Below are 24288 nucleotides of genomic sequence, written 5' to 3' on the forward strand. Positions count from 1 at the left end.
GTTTTCATTGCTTATTCAATTGCGCCGTAGATAATAACTACGGCGTTTTTGTATAAAGGAGATAGCGTGAGCGAAACAATTGCTGCACCACAACCAGAAATTATCATTCCCAAACATGTTGCAATCATCATGGACGGTAATGGTCGTTGGGCGCAAATGCGTGGTAATAAACGCGTAGCGGGTCATAAAGCTGGCGTTGAAAGTGTTCGTTCAACGGTTTCTACTGCACGCAAGCTAGGCGTTAAGGCGTTAACCTTATTTGCATTTAGCAGTGAAAACTGGCAACGTCCTGAAAAGGAAGTCTCGGTGTTAATGGACTTGTTTATGTACGTCTTAACTAAAGAAGTTAAGCGCTTGCATAAAAATGATATTCGCTTCAAAGTGATTGGCGATAAAACGCGTTTTTCTGAAAAACTACAAAAGAACATCGAAAAAGCAGAAGCTTTAACGCGCGAAAATACCGGCATGGTACTGTCTGTGGCAGCAAACTACGGTGGTCGTTGGGATATTACCCAAGCGGCAAAATCACTTGCACAAAAGGTTCAAAATAACGAAATGAACCTAGATGAAATTACTGAGGAAACTCTCAACCAACAAACATCGTTGGCAGAGTTTGCCGATCTTGATTTACTGATTCGAACCGGTGGCGACTACCGCATTAGTAACTTTTTACTATGGCAAAGCGCATACGCTGAGTTCTACTTTACCGAAACCCTATGGCCTGATTTTGATGAGCGCCAATTCAATCTTGCACTCGAGGCCTTTACTCAGCGTGAAAGACGGTTCGGTAAAACGGGCGATCAAGTTAAACAGACTTAAAAGGATTACCCCTTGTTAATTAAACGCGTTTTAACTGCAGTAGTCTTAGCACCTTGCGCTATTGCGGCTATTTTTTATTTATCGTTGCAAAACTTTGCCTGGTTGCTATTAGCACTGATCGGCTTAGGTGCTTGGGAGTGGGGCCCGTTGATGGGCATTAAATCAAAAGGCAAACGCATTTTATTTGCTTTGTCGAATGTCGCATTGCTCGGCTTGCTTTTTGATTTCATGCCAATAGATCAACTTTGGACGCCTGAAGGCGCTATCAATCCAAATGCTAAATTAGTGTTGTGGTTAGCATCGAGCTGGTGGCTACTGTCAGCATTTCTTACCTTTGTTTACCCTAAGTGCAGCTCCTTTTGGTCAAGCCATCGCAGTGTGCGAGGCATTTTTGGGTGGTTAACACTCGTGCCAGCAGGTTTTGCGCTAATGATCATCCGCAGCGTGAATTACTCAACTGATCCTTATCACGGAGCTCAGTTAATGATGTTCCTCTTTGGTCTTGTCTGGAGTGCTGATATTGGCGCTTATTTTGTTGGCAAATCCATAGGTAAACACAAACTGATGCCGAATGTTAGCCCAGGAAAAACCCTTGAAGGCTTTTTCGGTGGTGTTTTAAGTGCTTGTTTATTAGTGGTTGGCGTTGGTTTAGTACTCGATTGGAACGCAAGTCAATTTACTCAAGTATTGTTAGTCACTATGTTGATCACGACCATTTCAGTGTTAGGTGATTTAAACGAAAGTATGTTCAAACGCCAAGCAGGCGTTAAAGATTCTGGTAGTATCCTACCTGGCCATGGCGGTATTTTAGATCGCATCGACAGCCTAACTTCGACAGCGCCAGTTTTTGCGCTTTGTTATATCTTTATTGGTTGGTAGACGATGCGTAAAATCTGTGTGCTAGGGTCTACCGGCTCTATCGGCGTGAGTACGCTAGACGTGATAAAGCGAAACCCTGAGCGTTTCAGTGTGGTAAGTCTTGCGGCTAATTCAAACGTTGAGGTGATGTTTGAACAATGCCAACGCTTTAAGCCCGAAAAAGTGGTCATGGTCTCTGAGTCTCACGCAAAAGTGTTACAAGCGCGCTTGTCAGAGCACGATTTAGCTATTGAAGTGTTATCAGGTGAGCAAGCGTTATGTGATATTGCAAGCGAGGATTCCATTGACACTGTGATGGCGGCAATTGTTGGCGCTGCTGGTTTATTACCTACTTATGCTGCAATTAAAGCTGATAAACGCGTGTTACTGGCCAATAAAGAAGCTTTAGTTACCTCAGGGCAAATTTTTATCGATGCGCTCCAAGCGTCAAAAGCAACCTTATTGCCAATTGATAGCGAGCACAATGCCATATTTCAATGTTTGCCTTGGGCCGAACAAGAAAAGGTCGGAGCTTGTCAGCTAACAGCACACGGGGTTAATAAAATTTTATTAACCGGCTCGGGCGGGCCATTTAGAACTTATCCGTTAACTGAATTTAACGACATTACACCTGAACAAGCGTGTAAGCACCCTAACTGGGATATGGGGAAAAAAATCTCGGTCGATTCCGCGACGATGATGAATAAAGGCTTAGAGTTTATCGAAGCGAAATGGCTATTTAATGTTGAGCCTGAAGATATCCAAGTGGTTTTGCACCCTCAGTCAACCATTCATTCTATGGTGCAATATAAAGATGGTAGCGTGCTTGCGCAAATGGGGAATCCAGATATGCGTACGCCGATTGCTCATGCCTTGGCCTACCCAGAGCGGGTAGATGCTGGCGTTGATAATCTAGATTTTTTTACCACGGCATCGTTCGATTTCCAAGCGCCTGACTTTGAGCGTTACCCAAATCTCAAGCTTGCGATTGATGCGTGTAAATCCGGCCAAGCAGCTTGTACTGCGTTAAATGCTGCCAATGAAATAGCGGTTGAAGCATTTTTAAATAATGAAATTAAATTTACTGATATTTTTAAAATAAATGAAACTTCAGTGAAAAAGTTTGTCTTAGAACAAGTAACATCAATTGAAGAAGTGGTTCACTTAGATAGCCGCGTAAGACAATTTGCCACCACAATTGTAAAAGACAATGCAGTAAACCATGTTTGATTTTCTCTGGAACTTAGCCTCATTTGTTATCGCCCTCGGGATATTAGTCACCGTCCATGAATACGGCCATTTTTGGGTTGCTCGTAAAAATGGCATCAAGGTACTACGCTTTTCTGTCGGGTTTGGTAAGCCCATTTGGCGCAAGGTCGATAAACTCGGCACTGAATATGTCGTCGCCTTAATACCGTTAGGTGGCTACGTCAAAATGCTCGATGAGCGCGTTGATGAAGTTGCCCCACAAGACAAGCACGTAACCTTTAATAGTAAGTCAGTTTACCAACGTATTGCGGTAGTTGCCGCAGGGCCAATTGCCAATTTTATCTTTGCAATATTTGCCTTTTATTTGATGTTTTTAATTGGTGTACCGAGTGTTAAGCCGATAGTTGGTGAAGCTGAGCCCAACTCTATTTTTGCTCAAGCCGATATTCCGCCAAGATCTGAAATTATTTCGATTGATGGTCAGCGAACCAAAGATTGGCAAGACGTTAATTTAGCGTTAGTGAGTCAAATAGGCGACGACAATATTGATTTAAAGGTGCAATTACCTGATAGCCATTATCAAAAATCGTATACTTTAGATACAAGGAACTGGGATTTCCAGCCGGAGCAAGAGTCGTCATTGGCGAGTTTAGGCATCAAACCATATCAAACCAAAACGACACCAGAGTTAATCGCGGTGGGCAAGGGCACACCTGCTGAAAAAGCTGGCTTACAAGTTGGCGATAGAGTTGTCGCCTTTAATGGGGTTGCAATAAACGACGATTGGCAGTTGCTGTCTAATTCGATCAAGCAATTCGCTGATGAAGAAGTTTTATTTACCATTGAACGTAATCAAGGTTCTGTGGTCGAACAAATCACAATACCTGTTAAACTGGGCGCTAGAACAGTAAGCGGGAAAAAACAGGGCTACCTTGGCGTTTCACCAAAAAGTGAACCGTATCCACAAGCTTATTTAATTGATTTGAGTTATGGACCGTTTGACGCAATTCCACAAGCATTGAGCAAAACATGGCAATTAATCAGCCTAAGCTTTGATATGATAGGCAAGCTCGTCACCGGTGATGTATCGGTTAATAATTTAAGTGGACCTATATCGATTGCACAGGGCGCAGGCTCGAGTGCAGGCTATGGGGTTGTTTATTTTTTAAGCTTTTTGGCGCTAATTAGTATTAATTTAGGAATAATTAACCTTTTACCGCTTCCAGTACTTGATGGCGGGCACTTACTTTATTACCTTATAGAACTTTTAACAGGAAAGCCTGTACCTGAAAAAATACAAGAAATGGGTTTTCGATTCGGTGCGCTAATACTTTTAGCACTTATGAGCATCGCAATAGTTAATGACATCTCACGGCTGTAAACAGAAGTAGAAAAACTGAGTATGACAATTAAAAAAATAGCCTTAGCCGTCTTATTAGGCACATTAGGAACTACAGCGACAGCAGCTGAACAAGAATTTATCGTTACCGATATTGACGTGCAAGGATTACAGCGTGTTGCACTAGGTGCTGCGTTAACGCATATTCCCTTTAATGTCGGTGACACACTGAACGAATTTCGTATTTCACAGTCGATCAAGTCACTTTATAAGTCGGGCCACTTTAACAACATTGCGGTGTTTAGAGATGGCACTCGCATCATTTTTAAAATTCAAGAGCGCGAAACTATCAGCGGCATTGAATTTGAAGGCAACAAAGACTTAAAAGACGAGCAGCTAATCGAAAGTTTAGACAGCAGTGACATTCGGGTTGGTGAAACGTTAGATAGCACGGTAATCTCCGGTATCGAAAAAGGCCTTGAAGACTTTTACCACAGTGTTGGTAAATACAACGCTAAGGTCAAAGCAGAAGTAACCCATTTACCGCGCAACCGCGTGAATATTAAGTTTGTCTTTGATGAAGGCGATGCGGCCTCAATTGAACAAATCAACATTGTTGGTAACGAAGTTTTCACCGACAAAGAAGTCCTGGAAAATATTGAACTGACGTTTGATTCACCTTGGTGGAATTTTATGGCGCAAGATCGCTATCAAAAGCAAACCCTACAAGGTGATATGGAAACGATCAGCTCACATTATCTCGATAAAGGGTACTTGCGTTTTCAAGTTGACTCGACACAAGTGTCAATGACACCGGATAAAAAAGGTGTCTATATCACATTAAACGTCACTGAAGGCGAGCAATACACCATCAGTGATATTGACTACATGGGCGACATGGCCGGCTTTGATAAAACAATCGAAGCGATTAATCCACTTCGCACCGATGAATTATACAATGGCGCACTAGTTACCTATACCGAAGAGAGTATTAGCAAGTTCCTTGGGCGTTTTGGTTATGCTTATCCAAAAGTTACTGTTATCCCTGATATCAACGATGAAGACAAAACAGTAAAGTTAACCCTGTCGGTAGATCCCGGTAAGCGTATTTACGTTAATCGCGTTAACTTTGAAGGTAACCACGTTACCGCTGACGACGTATTGCGTCGTGAATTGCGTCAGTTTGAGGGGGCTTGGTTATCAAACGCTAATGTTGAGAACTCAAAAGCGCGTATTGCGCGTTTGCCTTATATCGAAACGGTTGAGTTTGAAACCAATCAATTACCTGGTGAAGACGACTTAGTTGACGTTGACTTTACGATTAAAGAGCAAGCGTCAGGTTCATTTACTGCGGGTATCGGTTACGGTTCACAGACCAAACTGAGTTTGAATGCTGGTATTCAAGAAAATAACTTCTTAGGTACAGGTAATCGCTTAGGCTTTAACGTTAATACGGTGACTTACTCGCAATCTGCATCAATTTCATATACCGACCCTTATTTTACCGTTGATGGTGTTTCACTTGGTGGTAACATTTTCTATCAAGAATTTGATGCCGGAAACGCTAACCTAGTGCAATACAATAACCAAACCTATGGTATTGGTGCGACGTTAGGCTATCCAATTAATGAATACACGCGGATAAATTGGGGCTTAGGTTACAAGAGCAATGGTATTACGCAGCTAGAAACATATGAGCAAATCGCCAAGTTTTATGAGATATACTCAGATCCAGCCAATCCAGATGCTCAGTTAAAGTTTAAGACTTTTGATTTATCATCATCGATTTCACGTGTTACGTTAAACCGTGGTACCTTCCCAACGGCGGGTTCATCGATGGCATTATCAGGTAAAATTACCACACCAAACTCTGACGTTAATTACTTTAAAGTGAATTTTGACGGCAAGTGGTACTTCCCGATCACGCGCAATCAAAAATGGTCTTTCTTGACGCGTTTAGAGTTAGGCTACGGCAATGGTTATAGCCAGGTAAATGGTCACGACCAATTATTGCCATTTTGGGAGAACTTCAGAGCCGGTGGTAACGACACCCTCCGCGGTTTTGAAAACAACACGGTTGGCCCTCGAGCGATTTATCGTTATCCACAACAGATACCACCTACGCCAGATCCGTCTGATGGTGGTGCAACTTGTTGTTTAGGCCCAGACCATGACGTCATTGAATTATCGAGACGCTCAGTCGGTGGTAACGCGCTAGCGCTAGGTGGGTTTGAGTTAATCTTCCCAGTGCCTGTTATTGACGAGTCGTATGGCAACAGTGTTCGTACGAGTTTATTTGTCGATATAGGTAACGTGTGGGATACTGAGTTTAATATTGACGACTATCGTGATTTAGATCAGGATCAGTTTGCTAAAATCGTCGATTACTCAGATATAGACACGTTCCGTTCATCAGCCGGTTTATCGGTCCAGTGGATTTCACCTATGGGGCCGATGGTATTTAGCTTTGCTAAAGCGTTAAAAAAACAGGATGATGACGATACTAGTTTCTTCAGTTTCAATATTGGACAAACATTCTAATAACAAAGTCTAAGTTAAAAAATTTTTTAGGAGATAGATTTGAAAAACGTATTTAAAAAAGCTGCAATCGCGGCAGTAGCATCAAGTGCATTATTATCAGGCGCAGCGTTTGCCGCTGAACAAAAGCTAGGCGTAGTAAATGTTCAGGCAATTATGAAGCAATTACCTCAGTCTGCGGCCATGGTGCAAGCACTTAACGCTGAGTTCAAAGACGAAACTGCTGAAGTAGCCCAAATTGAAAAAGACATTAAGTACTACCAAGAAAAGCAAAAGCGCGATGGTGCCTTAATGAGCGAAAAAGAGAAAGAAGAATTAAATCAGCAAATCGCTAATTTATTCCAAAACTACCAAACCAAAGGTAAAGCGCTTCAACAAAAAATCCAGATGCGTCAAAACGAAGAAACGAATAAAATTTTAGCGCTAGTTCGCCAAGCGGTGAACAACATTGCTGAAAGTGAAAAGTTCGACGTTATCGTTGAGCAAAAAGCCGTTGTTTTCGCAAAACCTGACGCAGATTTAACCTCAAAAGTTGTTGAGCAAGTTAGTAAATTACAATAATGACTGATATTGCATCTTTCACGCTAGCCGAGCTAGCAGAAAAAATCGGAGCCACTGTTCATGGAAATGACAGTTGCTCCGTTTCTTCTTTAGCGACTTTAGCAAATGCGAAAGAAGGTCAAATTACCTTTTTAAGCAATGCAAAATACCAAGCTCAACTAGGCCAAACTAAAGCGAGTGCGGTGATTTTATCACCAGATGCCGTGGCTGAATGTCCAACCAATGCACTTGTGCTTGATAATCCCTATGTTGGCTTTGCCAAGGTCGCGCAATTACTTGACACAACGCCATTACCGGCAAGTGACATTCATCAAAGTGCGATTATTAGCCAATCTGCTACCTTAGGTAAAGGGGTGGCCATTGGTGCCAATGCCGTGATCGAAGATGATGCAGTGCTTGGTGATAACGTGGTGATCGGTGCAGGTTGCTTTATCGGTAAAGCTGCTAACATTGGTGATAACACCAAATTATGGGCAAATGTCAGTGTTTATCACAACGTTAAAATGGGAAAAGACTGCTTAGTCCAAGCCAATACAGTGATAGGCAGTGATGGCTTTGGTTATGCCAATGAGAACGGCCAGTGGATAAAAATTCCACAACTGGGATCGGTTATTATCGGTGATCGCGTTGAAATTGGTGCGAGTACCACAATAGATCGCGGTGCACTTGACGACACCATTATTGAAGATGGTGTGATTTTAGATAACCAAATTCAAATAGCCCATAATGTCGTACTTGGGCAAAATACCTGTATGGCTGCTTGTTCCGTTATTGCCGGCAGTACTACTGTCGGGAAAAACTGCGTTTTCGGTGGTATGGCGGGGATTAATGGCCATATTGAAATCGCCGACGGCACCATGTTAACAGGTATGGCTATGGTAACCAAAAGTATCACCAAAGGTGGTGTATACTCTTCTGGTTTACCTGCCCAACCCAACAGAGAATGGCAGAAAACTAATGCCAGAATTAATCGTTTAGAGACGATACAAAAGCAAGTTAAAACACTAACTAAGCAAGTTGAGTCGCTAACCCATGAAGATACTAAGGAATAGCTTTGGAACGTAAGCAAATTTCATTGACTGTTGAAGAAATTCAGCAATTGATCCCACATCGCTACCCAATGTTGCTAGTGGATAAAGTGGTTGATATGGAACCTGGTAAGTGGATCCATGCGGTGAAAAACGTCAGCATTAATGAGCCTGTTTTTACGGGTCATTTCCCTGATTACGCAATTTTTCCAGGGGTGATGATTTTAGAAGCGATGGCACAAGCATCAGGTGTTTTAGGCTTTAAAACCAGTGAGCTTGAAGGTAACCCGAAAAGCGAAGCAGAAATGTTTTTGTTTGCTTCAATCGACAACGCTAAATTTAAGCGTCCGGTACATCCGGGAGATCGGATTGATTTGCATATCGAGTTTGTTAAAGAGCGCCGCAACATGTGGAAGTATTACGGTGAAGCGAAAGTTGATGGAGTCGTTGTTTGTAGCGCCGATTTAATGTGCGCAAGAAGAGAGCTGTAGTCACTATGCAAAATCATTTGATTCACGAAACTGCCATTATTGAAGACGGTGCTAAAATCGGTAATAACGTTACCATAGGCCCATACACCTACATTGGCGCAGATGTTGAAATTGGCGATGATTGTCAAATTAATTCTCATGTGGTGATCAAAGGGCCAACGACGATTGGCAAAAACAATCGCATTTTCCAATTCGCCAGTATTGGTGAAGAATGCCAAGACTTAAAATACGCCGGTGAACCAACGCGTTTAACGATCGGCGATAACAACATCTTTCGTGAATGCACAACCATCCAACGCGGTACTGTCCAAGATAACAGTTTAACTGCGATTGGCTCTAATAATTTATTTATGGCGTACACTCACGTTGCCCATGATTGCATTATAGGTAATCACTGTATCATGGCCAATAATGCCTCGGTTGCAGGCCATGTTCACGTTGGTGACTGGGTCATATTAGGTGGTATGTCGGGTGTTCATCAATTCTGTAAAATCGGCAGCCATGCCTTTGTCGGTGCAACGTCACTGGTGTTAAAAGACATTCCACCCTTTGTTATGGCATCGGGTAACAGTGCATCACCATTTGGTTTGAATTCTGAGGGCCTAAAACGCCGTGGTTTTGATAAAGAAACCATTTTAAATGTCCGCCGCGCCTATAAAATTTTATATCGCCAAGGTTTACACGCTGACGAAGCGGTAGAAAAAATGCAAGAACTCGCTCAGCAAACGCCGCAAGTAGCTCAGTTCGCTCAATTCGTTAAAGATTCATCACGCGGCATTATTCGTTAATAGCCGCTATGCCTGAACAATCTCAAGCTTCTGCACCTACTTTTGCCATTGTTGTTGGTGAGCACTCCGGCGATACCTTAGGTGCAGGCTTAATCTCTCAATTAAAACAGTATTATCCGAAAGCCAAATTCGTTGGTATTGGTGGCCCTAAAATGCTCGCATTGGGCTTTGAATCGTTATTTGACATGGAAGAGCTTGCCGTGATGGGCATTGTTGAAGTGTTAGGTCGAATCAGACGCCTGTTGCATGTTCGAAAATCACTCGTTGAGTATTTTAGCCAAAACAAACCTGATGTATTTATCGGGATAGATGCGCCAGATTTTAACTTGACGCTGGAAGAAAAATTAAAAAATAACGGCATTAAAACCGTGCAATACGTTAGCCCATCAGTTTGGGCGTGGCGTGAAAAGCGCATTTTCAAAATTGAGCGAGCAACGAATATGGTGCTGTCGTTACTGCCGTTTGAAAAAGCTTTTTACGATAAGTATCAAGTGCCGTGTACCTTTGTTGGTCACACCTTAGCTGAAAAAATTCCTATGCATAGCGATAAAGCCCAAGCGCGCGAAGCGTTAGGTTTATCGTTAAGCGACCAACAAAAACTCGTCGCTTTAATGCCAGGTAGCCGCTCAGGTGAATTGAAGTTATTGGTTGAGCCATATTTGCAAACGGCGAAAAAGCTACTGGCTAAATACCCGTCAATGCGTTTTGTCGTACCTATGATAAGCGACGATAAAGCTCAGATGTTTACCAAGCTCCATCAAGAACTTGCGCCTGAACTTGAACTCGATGTCATTGTTGGCAAAACCCAAGAAGTGATGGCGGCAAGTGACGTACTATTAATTGCATCAGGCACGGTGACACTTGAAGCTGCTTTGGTCAAACGCCCGATGGTTGTTTGCTACAAGGTTAATGCGTTAACGTGGCAAATTGCAAAGCGGATGGTCAAATTAAAATGGGTGTCGTTGCCTAATTTGTTGGCTAACGAGGAGATTGTCCCTGAATTTTTACAGCACGACGTGCAAGTCGATGCACTGGTTGCTGCATTAGAAACGCGTTTATTTGAAGATCAGTCAGCGTTGATGCAGCGGTTTGAACAGATCCACCATGAGTTAAAGCAAAATGCCGACGAAAAAGCGGCACAAGCGATCATAGCGTTAATCAAGAGTTAGAATGTTTCGATAATGACAACTAAAGCACCTGCTAAAAAAAAAGCTGAACTGCCTCCGTTTGTTTATCCGGTAGCTTATTGCATCGCTGGGGTTGACGAAGTAGGGCGCGGCCCCCTTGTTGGCGATGTCGTTACTGCCGCGGTTATCCTCGATCCGGATAATCCGATTGATGGATTAATGGATTCAAAAAAATTATCAGAGAAAAAGCGCCAAGCACTCGCCCAAGAAATAAAAGAAAAAGCGACTGCATGGGCAATAGGTCGCTGCACTCCTGAAGAAATCGATACGTTGAATATTTTGCACGCCACTATGCTGGCGATGCAACGGGCTGTGCAGGGGTTGTCGGTGACACCTGATCACGTATTAATCGATGGTAATCGTTGTCCAGAATTAGGTATTCCATCACAAGCCGTGGTGAAAGGCGATGCGCGGGTTGCAGAGATCAGTGCGGCGTCAATTTTGGCCAAAGTAGAGCGCGATAACGATATGTTTGCTCTTGACGAACAATACCCTGAATACGGTTTTGCAGGCCATAAGGGTTACCCAACCAAGGCGCATTTAGAAAAAATTATTGAACTTGGTGTGTTAGACAATTACCGTAGAAGTTTTAAACCGGTAGCCAATGTTATCGCCAATCAAACAAAAAACCGTTAGTGAATGACAACCCAATAAGAATGATAAATGTCTGAGCATATCGAAGTAGAAAACGTACCATTACCCGCGCCAAAATTCGTGCACTTGCGGGTGCACAGTGACTTTTCAATGCGCGATGGCTTAAACAAAGTTAAGCCGATCGTTGCTAAAGCCGAAGAACTCAATATGCCGGCATTGGCATTGACCGACCAAATGAATTTATGCGGCTTGGTAAAATTTTATCACGCTACGCACGGAGCGGGTATCAAGCCGATTATCGGCGCAGACTTTTACGTAAAAAGCGATTTGCTTGAAGATGAATTATCGCGTTTAGTTATTATCGCCAGTAACAACACGGGTTATAAAAATCTAACAGAGCTTATTTCAAAAGGTTATCTGCGTGGCCATATTCAAAACAGAGCGGTCATTGATCGCGACTGGCTCATTGAGCACGCCGAAGGCTTGATTCTATTATCGGGTGCCAAAGAAGGCGATATTGGCAAAGCACTGTTAAAAAATAATATTAATCAAGCCCAGCAGATGCTGAGCTTTTATCAGCAGTATTTCCCAAATAATTATTACCTCGAATTGATTCGAACAGGGCGTGACGACGAAGAAACTTACCTGCATTTAGCTGTCGATTTTGCTAGTGCGCACGACATCCCAGTGGTTGCCACGAATGAGGTAATGTTCTTAACGCCTGATTTATTCGACGCCCATGAAATTAGGGTCGCGATTCACGATGGTTTTACTTTAGACGATAAACGTCGACCGAAAAAGTATTCACCTCAGCAGTATCTTCGTTCAGAAGAAGAAATGGTTGAGCTATTTAGCGATATCCCTGAAGCACTTGAAAACACCGTTGAAATCGCTAAGCGCTGTAACGCGACAGTGCGGCTAGGTGAGTACTTCTTACCCGATTTTCCGACCGAAGGAATGAAGATTGAGGATTATCTCGTCAAGGTTTCAAAAGAGGGCCTAGAAGAGCGTCTTGAGTTTTTATTTGATAAAGACTCACCTGATTTCCCCGAAATACGCAAAGAATACGATGAGCGCCTCAAGGTCGAGCTCGATGTTATCAATAACATGGGATTCCCTGGTTACTTCCTGATCGTGATGGAATTTATCCAATGGAGTAAGGATAACAATATTCCCGTGGGTCCTGGTCGTGGTTCAGGAGCGGGCTCGTTAGTCGCCTATGCGCTAAAAATTACCGATCTTGATCCGCTAGAATTTGACTTACTATTCGAACGGTTTTTGAACCCTGAACGTGTATCAATGCCGGACTTTGACGTCGACTTCTGTATGGATAGACGCGATGAGGTAATCGATCATACTGCCGAACTCTATGGCCGTGATGCGGTATCACAAATTATTACCTTTGGTACCATGGCGGCGAAAGCGGTAATTCGCGATGTTGGCCGTGTATTGGGTCATCCTTATGGTTTTGTCGATCGCATTTCGAAGTTGATTCCCCCTGATCCGGGCATGACATTAGCCAAAGCATTTGAAGCGGAGCCGCGTTTACCTGAAATTTACGAGCAAGATTCGGATGTAAAAGATCTCATCGATATGTGTCGCATCCTCGAAGGTACAACGCGTAACGCGGGCAAGCACGCTGGTGGTGTTGTAATCTCGCCAACCACTATTACCGATTTTGCGCCACTTTATTGTGACGACGAAGGTAAAAACCCTGTTACCCAGTTTGACAAAAACGATGTTGAAGACGCCGGGTTAGTTAAATTCGACTTCTTAGGGTTACGGACCTTAACCATCTTACAGTGGGCGATTGAGATGGCTGATACGCAGCTACTCAAAGAAGGCAAAGAGCCGATTGATATAACCGCAATCCCACTTGATGATAAAAAATCGTTTAAAGTGTTACTTGCCTCGCAAACCACTGCTGTTTTCCAGCTTGAATCGAGTGGCATGAAATCACTCATTGATAAGCTTCAACCCGACTGTTTTGAAGATATTATCGCTTTGGTAGCCTTATTCCGCCCAGGGCCTTTGCAATCGGGCATGGTAGATAACTTTATCGAGCGTAAGCACGGTCGTGAGGAAATATCCTACCCAGATGAAACTTGGCAACACGAATCATTAAAGCCGATTCTTGAACCCACTTACGGGATTATTCTTTACCAAGAGCAGGTAATGCAAATTGCTCAGGTACTAGCGGGTTACACGTTAGGTGGTGCCGACATGCTACGCCGAGCCATGGGTAAGAAAAAACCTGAAGAAATGGCGAAACAGCGTTCAACCTTCGAGCAAGGTGCAATAGATAACGGTGTTGATGGCGAGTTGGCGATGAAAATCTTCGACTTGGTAGAAAAGTTCGCCGGTTATGGTTTTAACAAATCTCACTCAGCAGCCTACGCGTTAGTTTCGTATCAAACACTGTGGATGAAAGCGCACTTTCCGGCGCCGTTTATGGCAGCGGTAATGTCTGCTGATATGGATAATACCGACAAGATCGTTACCCTAGTTGATGAATGTAAAAACATGGGCTTAACCTTATTGCCACCAGATGTTAACTCAGGTTTATATAAGTTTACCGTTAACGATAACAACGAAATTGTCTACGGCATTGGCGCGATTAAAGGGGTCGGTGAAGGGCCAATTGATGCGATAATTGCTGCTCGTGAAGCCGGTGGACCATTTGCCGATTTATTCGATTTTTGTGCGCGGGTTGATATTAAGAAAACCAATAAGCGCGTGTTAGAACGTTTAGTAAAAGCCGGTGCGATGGATGCACTCGGTCCAAAAACCGATAACGGTGGGCCACATCGCGCAGCCCTGTTTGAAAGCTTAACAGAAGCGATTAAAGCGGCAGATCAACACGCCAAAGCACAAGCCATTGGTCAGCACGATTTGTTCGGGCTGATCAACGAAGAGCCTGATGATACCCGCCAAGCCTTTAAACAAGTAACCCCTTGGCCAGAAGAAGTGTGGCTTGATGGTGAACGCGAAACCCTTGGCTTATACTTAACCGGCCACCCGATTGATCGCTATTTAAAAGAAAGTAAGCGATACGCCACATCACGATTAGTTGGCATGCAACCAACAGGGCGAGATGGCAGTGCAACCGCGGTCGGCCTAGTGATTGGCGTACGTGTTTTGGTTAATAAACGCGGCCGTCGCTGGGCGTTAGTGACGCTTGATGATAAAAGTGCCCGAATCGATGTGCGACTGTTCCCCGACGACTTTGATAAGTTTCAAGATATCCTAGTGAAAGACGCTATTTTAGTCTGTAGCGGACAGGTCAGCTTTGATGATTACTCCGGTGGTATTACAATGTCGGGTCGCGATATAATGACGATTACCGATGCGCGGGAAAACTATCTGCAAAGCATTGATTTATCATTAGATCGCCAAGTTGTTAATGACAACTTTTTTGAACAATTTAGTCAGGTGTTGTCTGAGTACAAAGACGGCACCTGCCCAGTAAAAGTGAATTATTTGCGTGATGAAGCGCAGGCAACACTCGAATTGGGCGTTCAGTGGCGGGTAACCCCTGCTGACAAGTTATTACATCAGTTGAAGTTATTGTTAGGTGAAGATAACGTCGCCTTACAATTTAAATAAATTAATTAACAGTAAGTGAGCTAGATATTCTCGGCTCGTTTAACAACAGGTTAAAAGCAAATATGTCGTTAAATTTTTTAGATTTTGAGCAACCAATTGCCGAACTAGAAGCAAAAATTGAAGAATTACAATTGGTTAATAATGGCCAAGATTTGGATCTTGATTTAGAAGATCAAATTCGCCAGTTAAAAGAAAAGAATAAAGAACAGACGCAAAAAATCTTTGCTGATTTAGATCCGTGGCAAACAGCGCGAGTGGCTCGTCACCCGCAACGTCCTTACACACTAGATTACATTCCGCGTATCTTTGAAGAGTTCGATGAACTAGCTGGCGATCGCGCCTATGCCGATGATGCGGCGATAGTGGGTGGTACCGCACGTTTAGACGGTATGCCGGTAATGGTTATTGGCCAACAAAAAGGCCGTTCAACAGCCGAAAAAGTCAAACGTAACTTTGGTATGCCTCGCCCAGAGGGGTACCGCAAGGCAAAACGTCTAATGGAAATGGCTGAGCGTTTTAACATGCCGATCATCACCTTTATCGATACGCCGGGTGCTTATCCGGGTATCGGTGCTGAAGAGCGCGGGCAAAGTGAAGCGATTGCGACTAACTTAAAAGTCATGTCGCGTTTAACTGTGCCAATTGTTTGTACGGTTATCGGTGAAGGCGGCTCTGGTGGGGCATTAGCGATTGGTGTTGGTGACCGTGTAAACATGCTTCGTTACTCTACTTACTCAGTAATTTCACCAGAAGGCTGTGCGTCGATTTTATGGAAAACGGCAGAAAAAGCCTCAACGGCTGCCGAGGCCATGGGGATCACAGCACCGCGAATTAAAGAGCTTGAGTTAATCGATAACATCATTGATGAGCCACTAGGTGGCGCACACCGCGATATGGATGAAATGGCTGCGATTCTCAAGCAAGCAATCAAAAAAGATCTAGCCGATATTCAAGACTTATCGAAGGAAGATCTTATTGAGCAACGTTACCAACGTCTAATGACTTACGGTTACTGCTAATTAAGCAAGCATAAAAATAGCCAGCATAGTGCTGGCTTTTTTGTTCACGGACGAACATTATTAATGAATTGTCATGGATGGTGTAGTGCATATTTTGATCGGCAAATATATCTCAAGCTAGCTAACGCCATTGATGTATTTCATGCTAAATTTCTCAATCAGTTACCTTTTTTAAAAATAATTATCAGCTTTTATGCAGTTTATCGAGCAAGCTATTATAGCGGCTATTGAGTTAGCGCAGCGCCAAGACCGAGTGCGGCCGATTTATATCGCCCACAGTGGTGGCGTTGACTCTCAAGTACTCTTGTATGCTTGCGCAAAGCTAAAAAATAAAGGTTTGATAAAACAGCCCTTGGTTGCTTGTCATATCCACCATGGCTTAAGTCAATTTGCCGATGATTGGCAACGCTTTTGTCAAAATCAAGCCAGTAAACTTAGTGTCGATTTCATCACTGAAAATGTTGAGCTGAGTATTAATCCTCAACAAAGCACGGAGGCCGTTGCACGTGAAGCGCGCTACCTTGCATTTCAGCGCTTAATGCCTGCGCACGGCTTGATGTTAACGGGGCATCATTTAGACGATCAGGCTGAAACTATGCTGCTTGCGCTAAAACGCGGGGCAGGGGTCGCGGGGCTCGCCTGTATGAATGCTTCTACCGTGTTATTCCATCGGCAAGTGATTAGGCCGATGTTGTCGGTAACTCGTGAGCAAATAGAACATTATGCAGCCGAACATGATATTGAGCATATCGAAGATGATTCAAATGTTGATGAGCAATTTGATCGCAATTTTATTCGTCATCAAATCATGCCGCTTTTGCAAGCGCGTTGGCCGAGTATTGGTAAAACAATCGCTCGCACGGCGCAAAATTGCCAACAAAGCCAAGTGCTACTTGAGCAAATAGCCCAAGAAGATTTGACTAAAGCTCGCACAAGCAACAACTCGCTTAATTTAGCTCAGCTAAATCAATTGACAAGTGAGCGACTCAATAACTTGCTTCGCTATGTCTTAATGCAGGAATATGCTGTTACCCCTTCCGTTGCCCAATTAACAGAAATTAAACAGCAAATGGTCGCAGCAAATGATAAAACGCCAGCAGTAAACATCTCTGGTATTACCGTCAGGCGTTTTCAGCAAGCGCTTTATTTTACGCCGGAATTTAACGATGTTAACCAGTGGCTTTGGCAAGTCAACGCGCCAATCATTGAAGGTACACAGATCGACTTACCCGATGGCATTGGCCAGCTTCAATTTGACGGCGACGATCACGGCTCAATGCTAGCGTATCAGTTAAGAGCACCTGAGCCTGGTCAACAGGTCAGTGTTAGGTTTAGCCACAATAACCCGACTTGTCTACCTGAGTATCGCAACCACTCCAAGGCGCTTAAGAAAATACTCCAAGAGTTAAAGATTGCCCCTTGGCTACGCAAGCGGATCCCATTTATATATTACGACGATGAATTGGTTGCTGCTTTAGGGCACTTTGTCTGTAAAGACTTTACGCCAACACCATCGTCAACAAATTTCACCCTTTACTATTCTTTTGAGCAAGATTCGCGATAGAATCTCAGGAATAACAAAAACAACAGGAGACTCCATGAACCTCATCGTTAAACTCATCGCGGGTATCGTAGCCGGTATGTTAATCGGCCAATTCGCACCCGATGTTTTGATCCAATTGGTATTTACCATTCAAAATATTATTGGCCAGTTAATTAAATTTACTATCCCGCTGATTATTTTGTTTTACATTGCCAGTGGTATTGCTTCTCTGCCGCAAGGTTCGGGATCGCTATTAGGTAAAACCGTTGGTTTAGCTTATGGTTCAACGATTATTGCGGGTACTTTAGCGTATATCGTTGCCAGTGCAGTATTACCCGGCTTAACAGAAGGTAATGCGGTAGAAGCTGCTTCAGAAGGCGCGAAACTCGCAGGCTTTATCGAGCTGAAAATTCCACCGTTATTTGATGTAATGACGGCGCTAGCTCTAGCCTTTATCTTTGGTATTGGGATTAGTGCGATAAACGCGACTAATTTACGTACGGTATTAACAGAGTCTCGTGATGTTATTGAGTTATTGCTTTCGAAGGTGATCATTCCAGCCCTACCTTTCTACATCGCTGGTGTATTTGCTGAAATGACGCATGCAGGAACAGTTTTTGATACCTTAAAAACTTTTGGTGTGGTCTTGGTTTTAGCTTTAGTTATGCACTGGTTGTGGATTGCTGTGTTATACGTAGCCACGGGTATTGCGCTAGGTAAAAGCCCAGTTAAATTATTACAAAATATGATGCCAGCATACTTTACTGCGTTAGGCACGATGTCGAGCGCGGCAACAATTCCTGTTTCGCTTAAATCAACTAAAGAGAATGAAGTGCGCGACGGTGTTGCTAACTTTACTGTGCCGCTTTGTGCGTCAATTCACTTAAGTGGTTCAACGATTACTATTGTCACTTGTGCAACTGCGGTAATGTTGTTATCTCCTGACTTAGCACTGCCTTCAATTGGCGTGATGATCGGCTTTATTTTAGTACTAGGCGTAACCATGATTGCAGCACCGGGTGCACCGGGCGGCGCGGTTATGGCGGCATTGGGTTTGCTAGCAAGCATGTTAGGCTTTACTGAATCAGCGTTAGCCTTGATGATCGCCTTATACTTAGCACAAGATAGCTTTGGTACTGCCTGTAACGTAACGGGTGACGGTGCCATTGCATTATGGGTTGATAAATTCGCCGATGACGAGTTTACTACTCACGATAGCTAAGTTTTCAAGCAAACGTTAGTTGATAAAAAAGCAGCCTCGGCTGCTTTTTCTTTTGGGGGCTATTCATATATATGCAACGTCGATATAAGTGTTGGTCTAAATAAAGCTCATACGTCATATCAAGATTTAATTGTTCAGAAAAAAATCGAGCACAAAGTTTGTAGTAAAACCCTCAATCCCAATGATTTAAATACCGCTTAATCCCGCACGCAAACAACTTTTATCATCTTTATTGATTTACTTGTTCCGCCAAGCTAAACTATGTTGTACGGAATTTTGTACAGGTACGGGTTATGGAAGCTATCAGTTATACAGCGGCACGAGCAAATTTAGCCAAAACAATGGAAAAAGTGTGTGACGATCATTCGCCTATTATTATTACGCGAAAAAGTGAAAGTCCCGTTGTCATGATGTCTTTAGAAGATTATCAGGCGATGCAAGAAACGACTTATTTATTAAGGTCTCCTGCAAATGCTAGGGCTTTACTTGAATCAATTGCTGAGTTGGAAGCAGGTAACGGTGAAGAAAGAGAGCTCATAGAGTGAAATTAATTTTTTCGACTAATGCTTGGCAAGAGTACTTGTACTGGCAAAGCACCGACAAAAAAATATTGAAACGCATTAATGCTCTTATAAAGGATATACAGCGAGAACCTCATGCGGGGATTGGCAAGCCAGAACCCTTAAAACATGGGCTATCAGGGTATTGGTCTCGCCGGATCAATGACGAACATCGGATTGTTTACAAGCTCAAAGACGATGCAATCTTGATTGCACAACTGCGCTACCACTATTAACGTAATCCCTAACACTCAACACGACTGTGTGATTCTTTAAATAGTTGATGGCTTTACGATGTTATTCGCTCATTGTCGGGGTATGGCAGGATCGCGATTAACTGAGCCCGATTACAAACTGATCCAATTACATAACAAAACCACGCCAAAGAGAGCCAATATTTGACCTAAAATGCAGACATACTCTAAGGAGAAGGTCACATGGTCAATTCTGTTTCATCTACTGCTTCGTTATCAAGTGCGTATGCTTATATGCCAAAAAGCAACAACACAGCATATCGTGCTTCAGATAAATCGTTACCTGAAAATGGTTTAGCAACCATCGCTCAACAACCTGAGACATACACGCTTGCCAACAAAGCCTTGCAATATGGTTTGGCGAAAAATAAGGCGCAACATACTCAGAATATGATTGATGCCTACACGCAAAAAAAATCTGAGCCAAGCCATCTGATTACTGACTTATCAATCGCTGATTTATACAAACAAGCCTATAAGTTTAAACACAGTCAATTTCCACTTGATATTGAACAAAATTTACCGGTTGAGGTAGATAAAAGCACGCGTATGGTACCCGTGGTAAAAAATAGATCCACTAAGCTTGTTCGTGCGTATGAAGAGAACAAACCGTCAGAAACGTCATTGTTTTCTATACAAGTTTAATTAATACACCCAGTGTAATACCCAAGAATAAATGCTCGCAAGCTGCCGCCTTATGGTTTGACCATAAGGCGGTTTTTTCTTTGTTGTAATTATCTTGCAAATCGATATAGTGTAGTTACTCTATTTCTAAATGATGCACTTACCCATGTCGACAATTGAAGCAAACTTTGATGGCCTTGTTGGTCCTACCCATAACTACGCAGGTTTATCAGAAGGAAATGTTGCCTCATTAAACAATGCTCAAGATATCTCAAATCCAAAACAAGCAGCGCTGCAAGGCCTTGCAAAAATGAAAGCCTTGCATGATTTAGGGTTAACCCAAGGCGTGCTTGCGCCTCAAGAGCGCCCTGATATCGCCACGTTAAAGCGAATAGGTTTTACTGGCAGCGACAGCCAAGTGATTGAAAAAGCCTATAAGCAGGCGCCGGGCATTTTAGCCAGCTGTTATTCAGCTTCAAGTATGTGGACGGCCAATGCGGCAACCGTATCACCTTCCGCCGATAGTTTAGACAACAAACTTCACTTTACACCGGCGAACTTAACCAATAAGTTTCATCGTTCAATTGAGCCAAACGTAACAGGTAACGTGTTAAAAGCTGTGTTCAATGATGATAAACATTTTGTGCATCATCTACACTTACCGGAAAATGAGCATTTTGGTGACGAAGGTGCGGCTAATCACACCCGTTTATGCCACGCTTATGGTGAGCGTGGTATCGAAATTTTCACCTATGGGCGTTATGCCTTTAGAAAAGACATGCCTGCACCGAAAAAATTTCCAGCCAGACAAACCTTTGAGGCATCACAGGCAGTTGCCCGCATGCACCAGTTAACCGATAACGATACGGTGTTTGTCCAGCAAAACCCCGATGTAATTGATCAAGGGGTATTTCACAATGATGTAATTGCCGTTGGCAACCAAAATGTCTTGTTCTACCATCAACAAGCCTTTTTAAACGAGCAAGGCTTTATTGAAGAAGTAAAACGAAAAGCATCATATGACGTGCACTTTGTTCGTGTGTTAGATGAACAGGTGAGTGTTCAAGACGCTGTTGATACATACTTATTTAATACCCAAATTGTTACGTTGAGCTCAGGTGAAATGGCGATCATAGCGCCGATGCACTGTTATCATCACGCCGGTGTTAAAGCGTATTTAGACGAGCTCATTAGCCAAGATACGCCGATAAAAGCAGTAAAATATTTTGACGTCAATGAAAGTATGAAAAACGGCGGTGGACCGGCTTGTCTGCGTTTACGAGTTGCTTTGAATAAGCACGAACTCGCTGCTGTTAACCCCAACTGCTTGATTAACGATGAACGCTACGGAAAATTAACCGCTTGGGTTGAAAAGCATTATCGCGACCGTATCTCGAGTCAATGCTTAGCCGACCCGCAACTCTTGGTCGAGTCTAGAACTGCCTTAGATGAGTTAACTCAAATCCTTAACATTGGCAGTGTTTACCCCTTCCAAAAAGATTAGCGCTAACTGAGCTTTTACAAGATTTAGCTTGCTTTTTAGTAGAAGTCTTTTAAGTTTATAAAAGGCTTCTATTTCAGCGAGATACCATGTCAAATATCGGAAAACCTATCACTATTGAAGAGCAGTCGGCACTTGAAGAGTCAGGTGAACAGTTTTGTCAAAACGATCACAGAATTCACCATGAAAAAATGTCGAAGAGCGAGTACCAAAACCAATTACACTTGTTAAATATCGAGTTAGTTAAATGGCAAAACTGGGTAAAGCAAAACGGCATTAAGGTAGTAGCACTATTTGAGGGGCGTGATGCGGCGGGTAAGGGTGGTACGATTAAGCGTATTATTGAACATCTTAATCCTCGTGGCTGTAGCGTTGTCGCGCTTGAAAAACCATCCGAAAGAGAACGCTCTCAATGGTATTATCAACGTTATATTCAACATTTACCCGGCGCGGGTGAAATCGTATTGTTTGACCGAAGTTGGTATAACCGAGCAGGTGTTGAACGGGTGATGGGCTTTTGTGATAAAGGCGAGGTTATGGAGTTTTTACGCACGGTTTCAACGGTTGAAAATATGATCCAACGCTCAGGTATTCAACTGATCAAGTTTTGGTTTTCAGTCACGAAAGAAGAGCAAGCCAAGCGCTTTAAAAGTCGGGAAACTGATCCGCTTAAACAATGGAAACTCAGTCCAATTGATAAAGTCTGCCAAGAAAAGTGGGATGATTACACGCGTGCGAAAGAAGATATGTTTTACTATACCTCAGTACCTGAATCACCTTGGGTAGTGGTAAAATCAAACGACAAGAAAACGGCCCGCATAAACGCGATCAAATATCTCCTCAATCAATTTGACTATACCGAGAGAAATGATGAGGTTATTCAAATAGATCGTCGTATAATACGCACAGTTAAAGATGAATTATCTAATTAAGTATGCAAGATAATCGCGCTAGGTCTAAGCGTTCATTACGACGCTTTTTTGAAGAGCAAATTCGCATTCTCGACTTTAAACAGTCGTGGTGGCAGCGATATAAACAGCACAGAAAGCGCAAGGTTAGCGTTGAACGTTCACTTGAATTACTGGTGAGTCAAACCAATAGTCGGATAAGAATTGTCGCCAATTATCGGAAAAAACTAAGAAAGTCTGCGGCAGTGCTCGATCAATATATCACTACATTGACCGATAAAATTATTGAACAGATGACCTACAATCTCAACGACTATAAAAGCGAGAGCTTTTTACAGGCGTTGTTTTTTGAAGAAAAGCTCTGCCAACGATTTTTTGATGCTCAGCATCAGCAATATGATGCGTGTATTTTAGTGGCTAGCCCTTATTACAAAGACGTCTTGATGCCAGCACTAGAAGGCGATAAGGTGATCCAAGATGCGCGAAAAAACGTACTCACCTTCAAGCATAAACGCGTGGTACTGTCAGTTACTCAGCAGGCCGAAAGATCTGCCTTGTTACGCGCTAAATTAAACGAGTTTTTAATGGAAAAATTCATTAGCCAAATCAAGCAAGAAATCGAGCCTCATATGGCATCAGGCTATGGTGCGCTGAAGGATCAGCAGCATTTATCGCAATATTTAACGCCAAAAGCGTATTTAAAGTCTATTATTAAATTAATGAAGCATCCTGAGCAGCTTTTCTTTATGTCAGAGCTCGAGGTTATTACGGATAAATTTGGTATGATTGATACCCAGTTACGAGATATGACTTACCGACAATTTGATTATGTTGCGTGTCATTTTAAGCATGAACCGACATTGTCAATCTGTGTTGTCAATATGCCGAGTAAGGAGTGCTAGATGGACGAAATAACAAAACTATCAATGACGATTTCTAAGCCCAAGCAATCAGTGTCAGGTAAGTTGAGAGAAATTTGCTCAACATTACACAAGCTTGTACCTCAAGCCAACCGTGTTAGTTTATGGAGTTTAAATAGCACTAAAGACCGCATTGACTGTCATTTGTTAATTGATAAAGATGGCAACGTGAGTCAAGGCTTTAGTTTGTCTAAAAACGACTTTCCACAGTATTTTGACGCAATTATTAAGCACCAAGTCGTCAATGCGTGTGATGCCCGCAATAATGTCGCTACAGCTTGCTTTAATAAAAGCTACTTCGAGCCCAACGATATCCATTCTTTACTAGACTACATTATTCATCACGACTTTGAGCCAGTAGGGATTATCTGCTGTGAAGCAACAGGGGCAGTGGTTGAATGGCAAGACAGCCATATTAATGCGCTTAAACGCGTTGCCAATATCTCTTCGATTTTCTTTGCTAGCGACTTACAAAACTTAGCGTCATAAAAAGAACTTGCCAACGCTTAATGTGTTAGCTTACTATGCCTATTGTCTTGTTAGCTTTTTGTCAGGAAAAGTTTAATAAGAAAACAACCTAACTTTAATGGATGCGCGCCAAATGGGAACCAAGGAGTGGTTTTAAGTAAAGTTTAGGAGTACCCGTATGGGCCACTTAACACCTTTTAATAATCTCTGTTGTGCTGTTTTTCAGTCAGTAAAATTGGTTTTCAATAAAC

Annotated in this window: 22 protein-coding genes; all 22 read left to right on the forward strand. The window is 42.8% G+C overall.

Annotation, left to right across the window (positions count from 1 at the left end):
- The first annotated feature begins 66 nt into the window (after window positions 1-66).
- A complete protein-coding gene (locus tag LP316_RS09590) occupies window positions 67-819 on the forward strand; it encodes an isoprenyl transferase (protein ID WP_226960711.1) in 753 nt (250 codons plus the stop codon).
- Window positions 820-831: 12 nt separating this feature from the next.
- Complete coding sequence (locus LP316_RS09595) at window positions 832-1698, forward strand: phosphatidate cytidylyltransferase (protein ID WP_193020772.1); 867 nt, start codon at window positions 832-834, stop codon at window positions 1696-1698.
- A gap of 3 nt (window positions 1699-1701) precedes the next feature.
- Window positions 1702-2907, forward strand: coding sequence for a 1-deoxy-D-xylulose-5-phosphate reductoisomerase (gene ispC / locus LP316_RS09600; protein ID WP_193020773.1), 1206 nt, complete (start codon window positions 1702-1704; stop codon window positions 2905-2907).
- The gene (rseP, locus tag LP316_RS09605; RefSeq protein WP_193020774.1) at window positions 2900-4267 is read left to right on the forward strand and encodes a sigma E protease regulator RseP; all 1368 of its coding nucleotides are present in this window, start codon (window positions 2900-2902) and stop codon (window positions 4265-4267) included. Before ispC ends, rseP begins: the two co-directional genes overlap by 8 nt.
- Before the next feature lie 21 nt (window positions 4268-4288).
- Entirely contained in the window at window positions 4289-6766 is a 2478-nt protein-coding gene (gene bamA, locus LP316_RS09610; RefSeq protein WP_193020775.1) for an outer membrane protein assembly factor BamA, read from the forward strand.
- A gap of 39 nt (window positions 6767-6805) precedes the next feature.
- Window positions 6806-7324, forward strand: coding sequence for an OmpH family outer membrane protein (locus tag LP316_RS09615; protein WP_226960712.1), 519 nt, complete (start codon window positions 6806-6808; stop codon window positions 7322-7324).
- Window positions 7324-8376, forward strand: a complete 1053-nt coding sequence (gene lpxD / locus LP316_RS09620; protein WP_226960713.1) for a UDP-3-O-(3-hydroxymyristoyl)glucosamine N-acyltransferase — start codon at window positions 7324-7326, stop codon at window positions 8374-8376. Before LP316_RS09615 ends, lpxD begins: the two co-directional genes overlap by 1 nt.
- 2 nt (window positions 8377-8378) lie before the next feature.
- Window positions 8379-8843, forward strand: coding sequence for a 3-hydroxyacyl-ACP dehydratase FabZ (gene fabZ, locus LP316_RS09625; RefSeq protein ID WP_226960714.1), 465 nt, complete (start codon window positions 8379-8381; stop codon window positions 8841-8843).
- A gap of 17 nt (window positions 8844-8860) precedes the next feature.
- Window positions 8861-9631 carry an acyl-ACP--UDP-N-acetylglucosamine O-acyltransferase gene (gene lpxA, locus LP316_RS09630; protein ID WP_413470675.1) on the forward strand — a complete coding sequence of 257 codons (771 nt, stop codon included), beginning with the start codon at window positions 8861-8863 and terminating at the stop codon, window positions 9629-9631.
- Window positions 9632-9639: 8 nt separating this feature from the next.
- Complete coding sequence (gene lpxB, locus LP316_RS09635; protein WP_193020777.1) at window positions 9640-10800, forward strand: lipid-A-disaccharide synthase; 1161 nt, start codon at window positions 9640-9642, stop codon at window positions 10798-10800.
- 12 nt (window positions 10801-10812) lie between these two features.
- Window positions 10813-11454, forward strand: a complete 642-nt coding sequence (rnhB, locus tag LP316_RS09640) for a ribonuclease HII (protein WP_193020778.1) — start codon at window positions 10813-10815, stop codon at window positions 11452-11454.
- 27 nt (window positions 11455-11481) lie between these two features.
- The gene (gene dnaE / locus LP316_RS09645) at window positions 11482-15018 is read left to right on the forward strand and encodes a DNA polymerase III subunit alpha (protein WP_193020779.1); all 3537 of its coding nucleotides are present in this window, start codon (window positions 11482-11484) and stop codon (window positions 15016-15018) included.
- Window positions 15019-15080: 62 nt separating this feature from the next.
- A complete protein-coding gene (accA, locus tag LP316_RS09650; protein ID WP_193020780.1) occupies window positions 15081-16037 on the forward strand; it encodes an acetyl-CoA carboxylase carboxyl transferase subunit alpha in 957 nt (318 codons plus the stop codon).
- A gap of 193 nt (window positions 16038-16230) precedes the next feature.
- Window positions 16231-17601, forward strand: coding sequence for a tRNA lysidine(34) synthetase TilS (gene tilS / locus LP316_RS09655; protein WP_193020781.1), 1371 nt, complete (start codon window positions 16231-16233; stop codon window positions 17599-17601).
- A 34-nt stretch (window positions 17602-17635) separates the two neighbouring features.
- Window positions 17636-18802, forward strand: coding sequence for a dicarboxylate/amino acid:cation symporter (locus tag LP316_RS09660; RefSeq protein ID WP_193020782.1), 1167 nt, complete (start codon window positions 17636-17638; stop codon window positions 18800-18802).
- 293 nt (window positions 18803-19095) lie between these two features.
- On the forward strand, window positions 19096-19347 hold the full coding sequence (locus LP316_RS09665) for a type II toxin-antitoxin system Phd/YefM family antitoxin (protein WP_193020783.1): 252 nt from the start codon (window positions 19096-19098) through the stop codon (window positions 19345-19347).
- Entirely contained in the window at window positions 19344-19598 is a 255-nt protein-coding gene (locus LP316_RS09670) for a Txe/YoeB family addiction module toxin (RefSeq protein ID WP_193020784.1), read from the forward strand. Before LP316_RS09665 ends, LP316_RS09670 begins: the two co-directional genes overlap by 4 nt.
- 201 nt (window positions 19599-19799) lie before the next feature.
- Window positions 19800-20261, forward strand: coding sequence for a hypothetical protein (locus tag LP316_RS09675; RefSeq protein WP_193020785.1), 462 nt, complete (start codon window positions 19800-19802; stop codon window positions 20259-20261).
- 145 nt (window positions 20262-20406) lie between these two features.
- Window positions 20407-21744, forward strand: a complete 1338-nt coding sequence (gene astB, locus LP316_RS09680) for an N-succinylarginine dihydrolase (RefSeq protein WP_193020786.1) — start codon at window positions 20407-20409, stop codon at window positions 21742-21744.
- Window positions 21745-21830: 86 nt separating this feature from the next.
- Window positions 21831-22673, forward strand: a complete 843-nt coding sequence (ppk2, locus tag LP316_RS09685) for a polyphosphate kinase 2 (RefSeq protein WP_193020787.1) — start codon at window positions 21831-21833, stop codon at window positions 22671-22673.
- 2 nt (window positions 22674-22675) lie between these two features.
- Entirely contained in the window at window positions 22676-23551 is an 876-nt protein-coding gene (locus tag LP316_RS09690) for a hypothetical protein (protein WP_193020788.1), read from the forward strand.
- Window positions 23552-24058: a GAF domain-containing protein gene (locus LP316_RS09695; protein WP_193020789.1), complete on the forward strand. Its 507-nt coding sequence runs from the start codon at window positions 23552-23554 to the stop codon at window positions 24056-24058. It begins immediately after the preceding gene.
- Window positions 24059-24288: the final 230 nt, after the last annotated feature.

Origin of the sequence: Thalassotalea sp. LPB0316 (genome assembly GCF_014898095.1) — a bacterium.
GTDB lineage: Bacteria > Pseudomonadota > Gammaproteobacteria > Enterobacterales > Alteromonadaceae > Thalassotalea_G.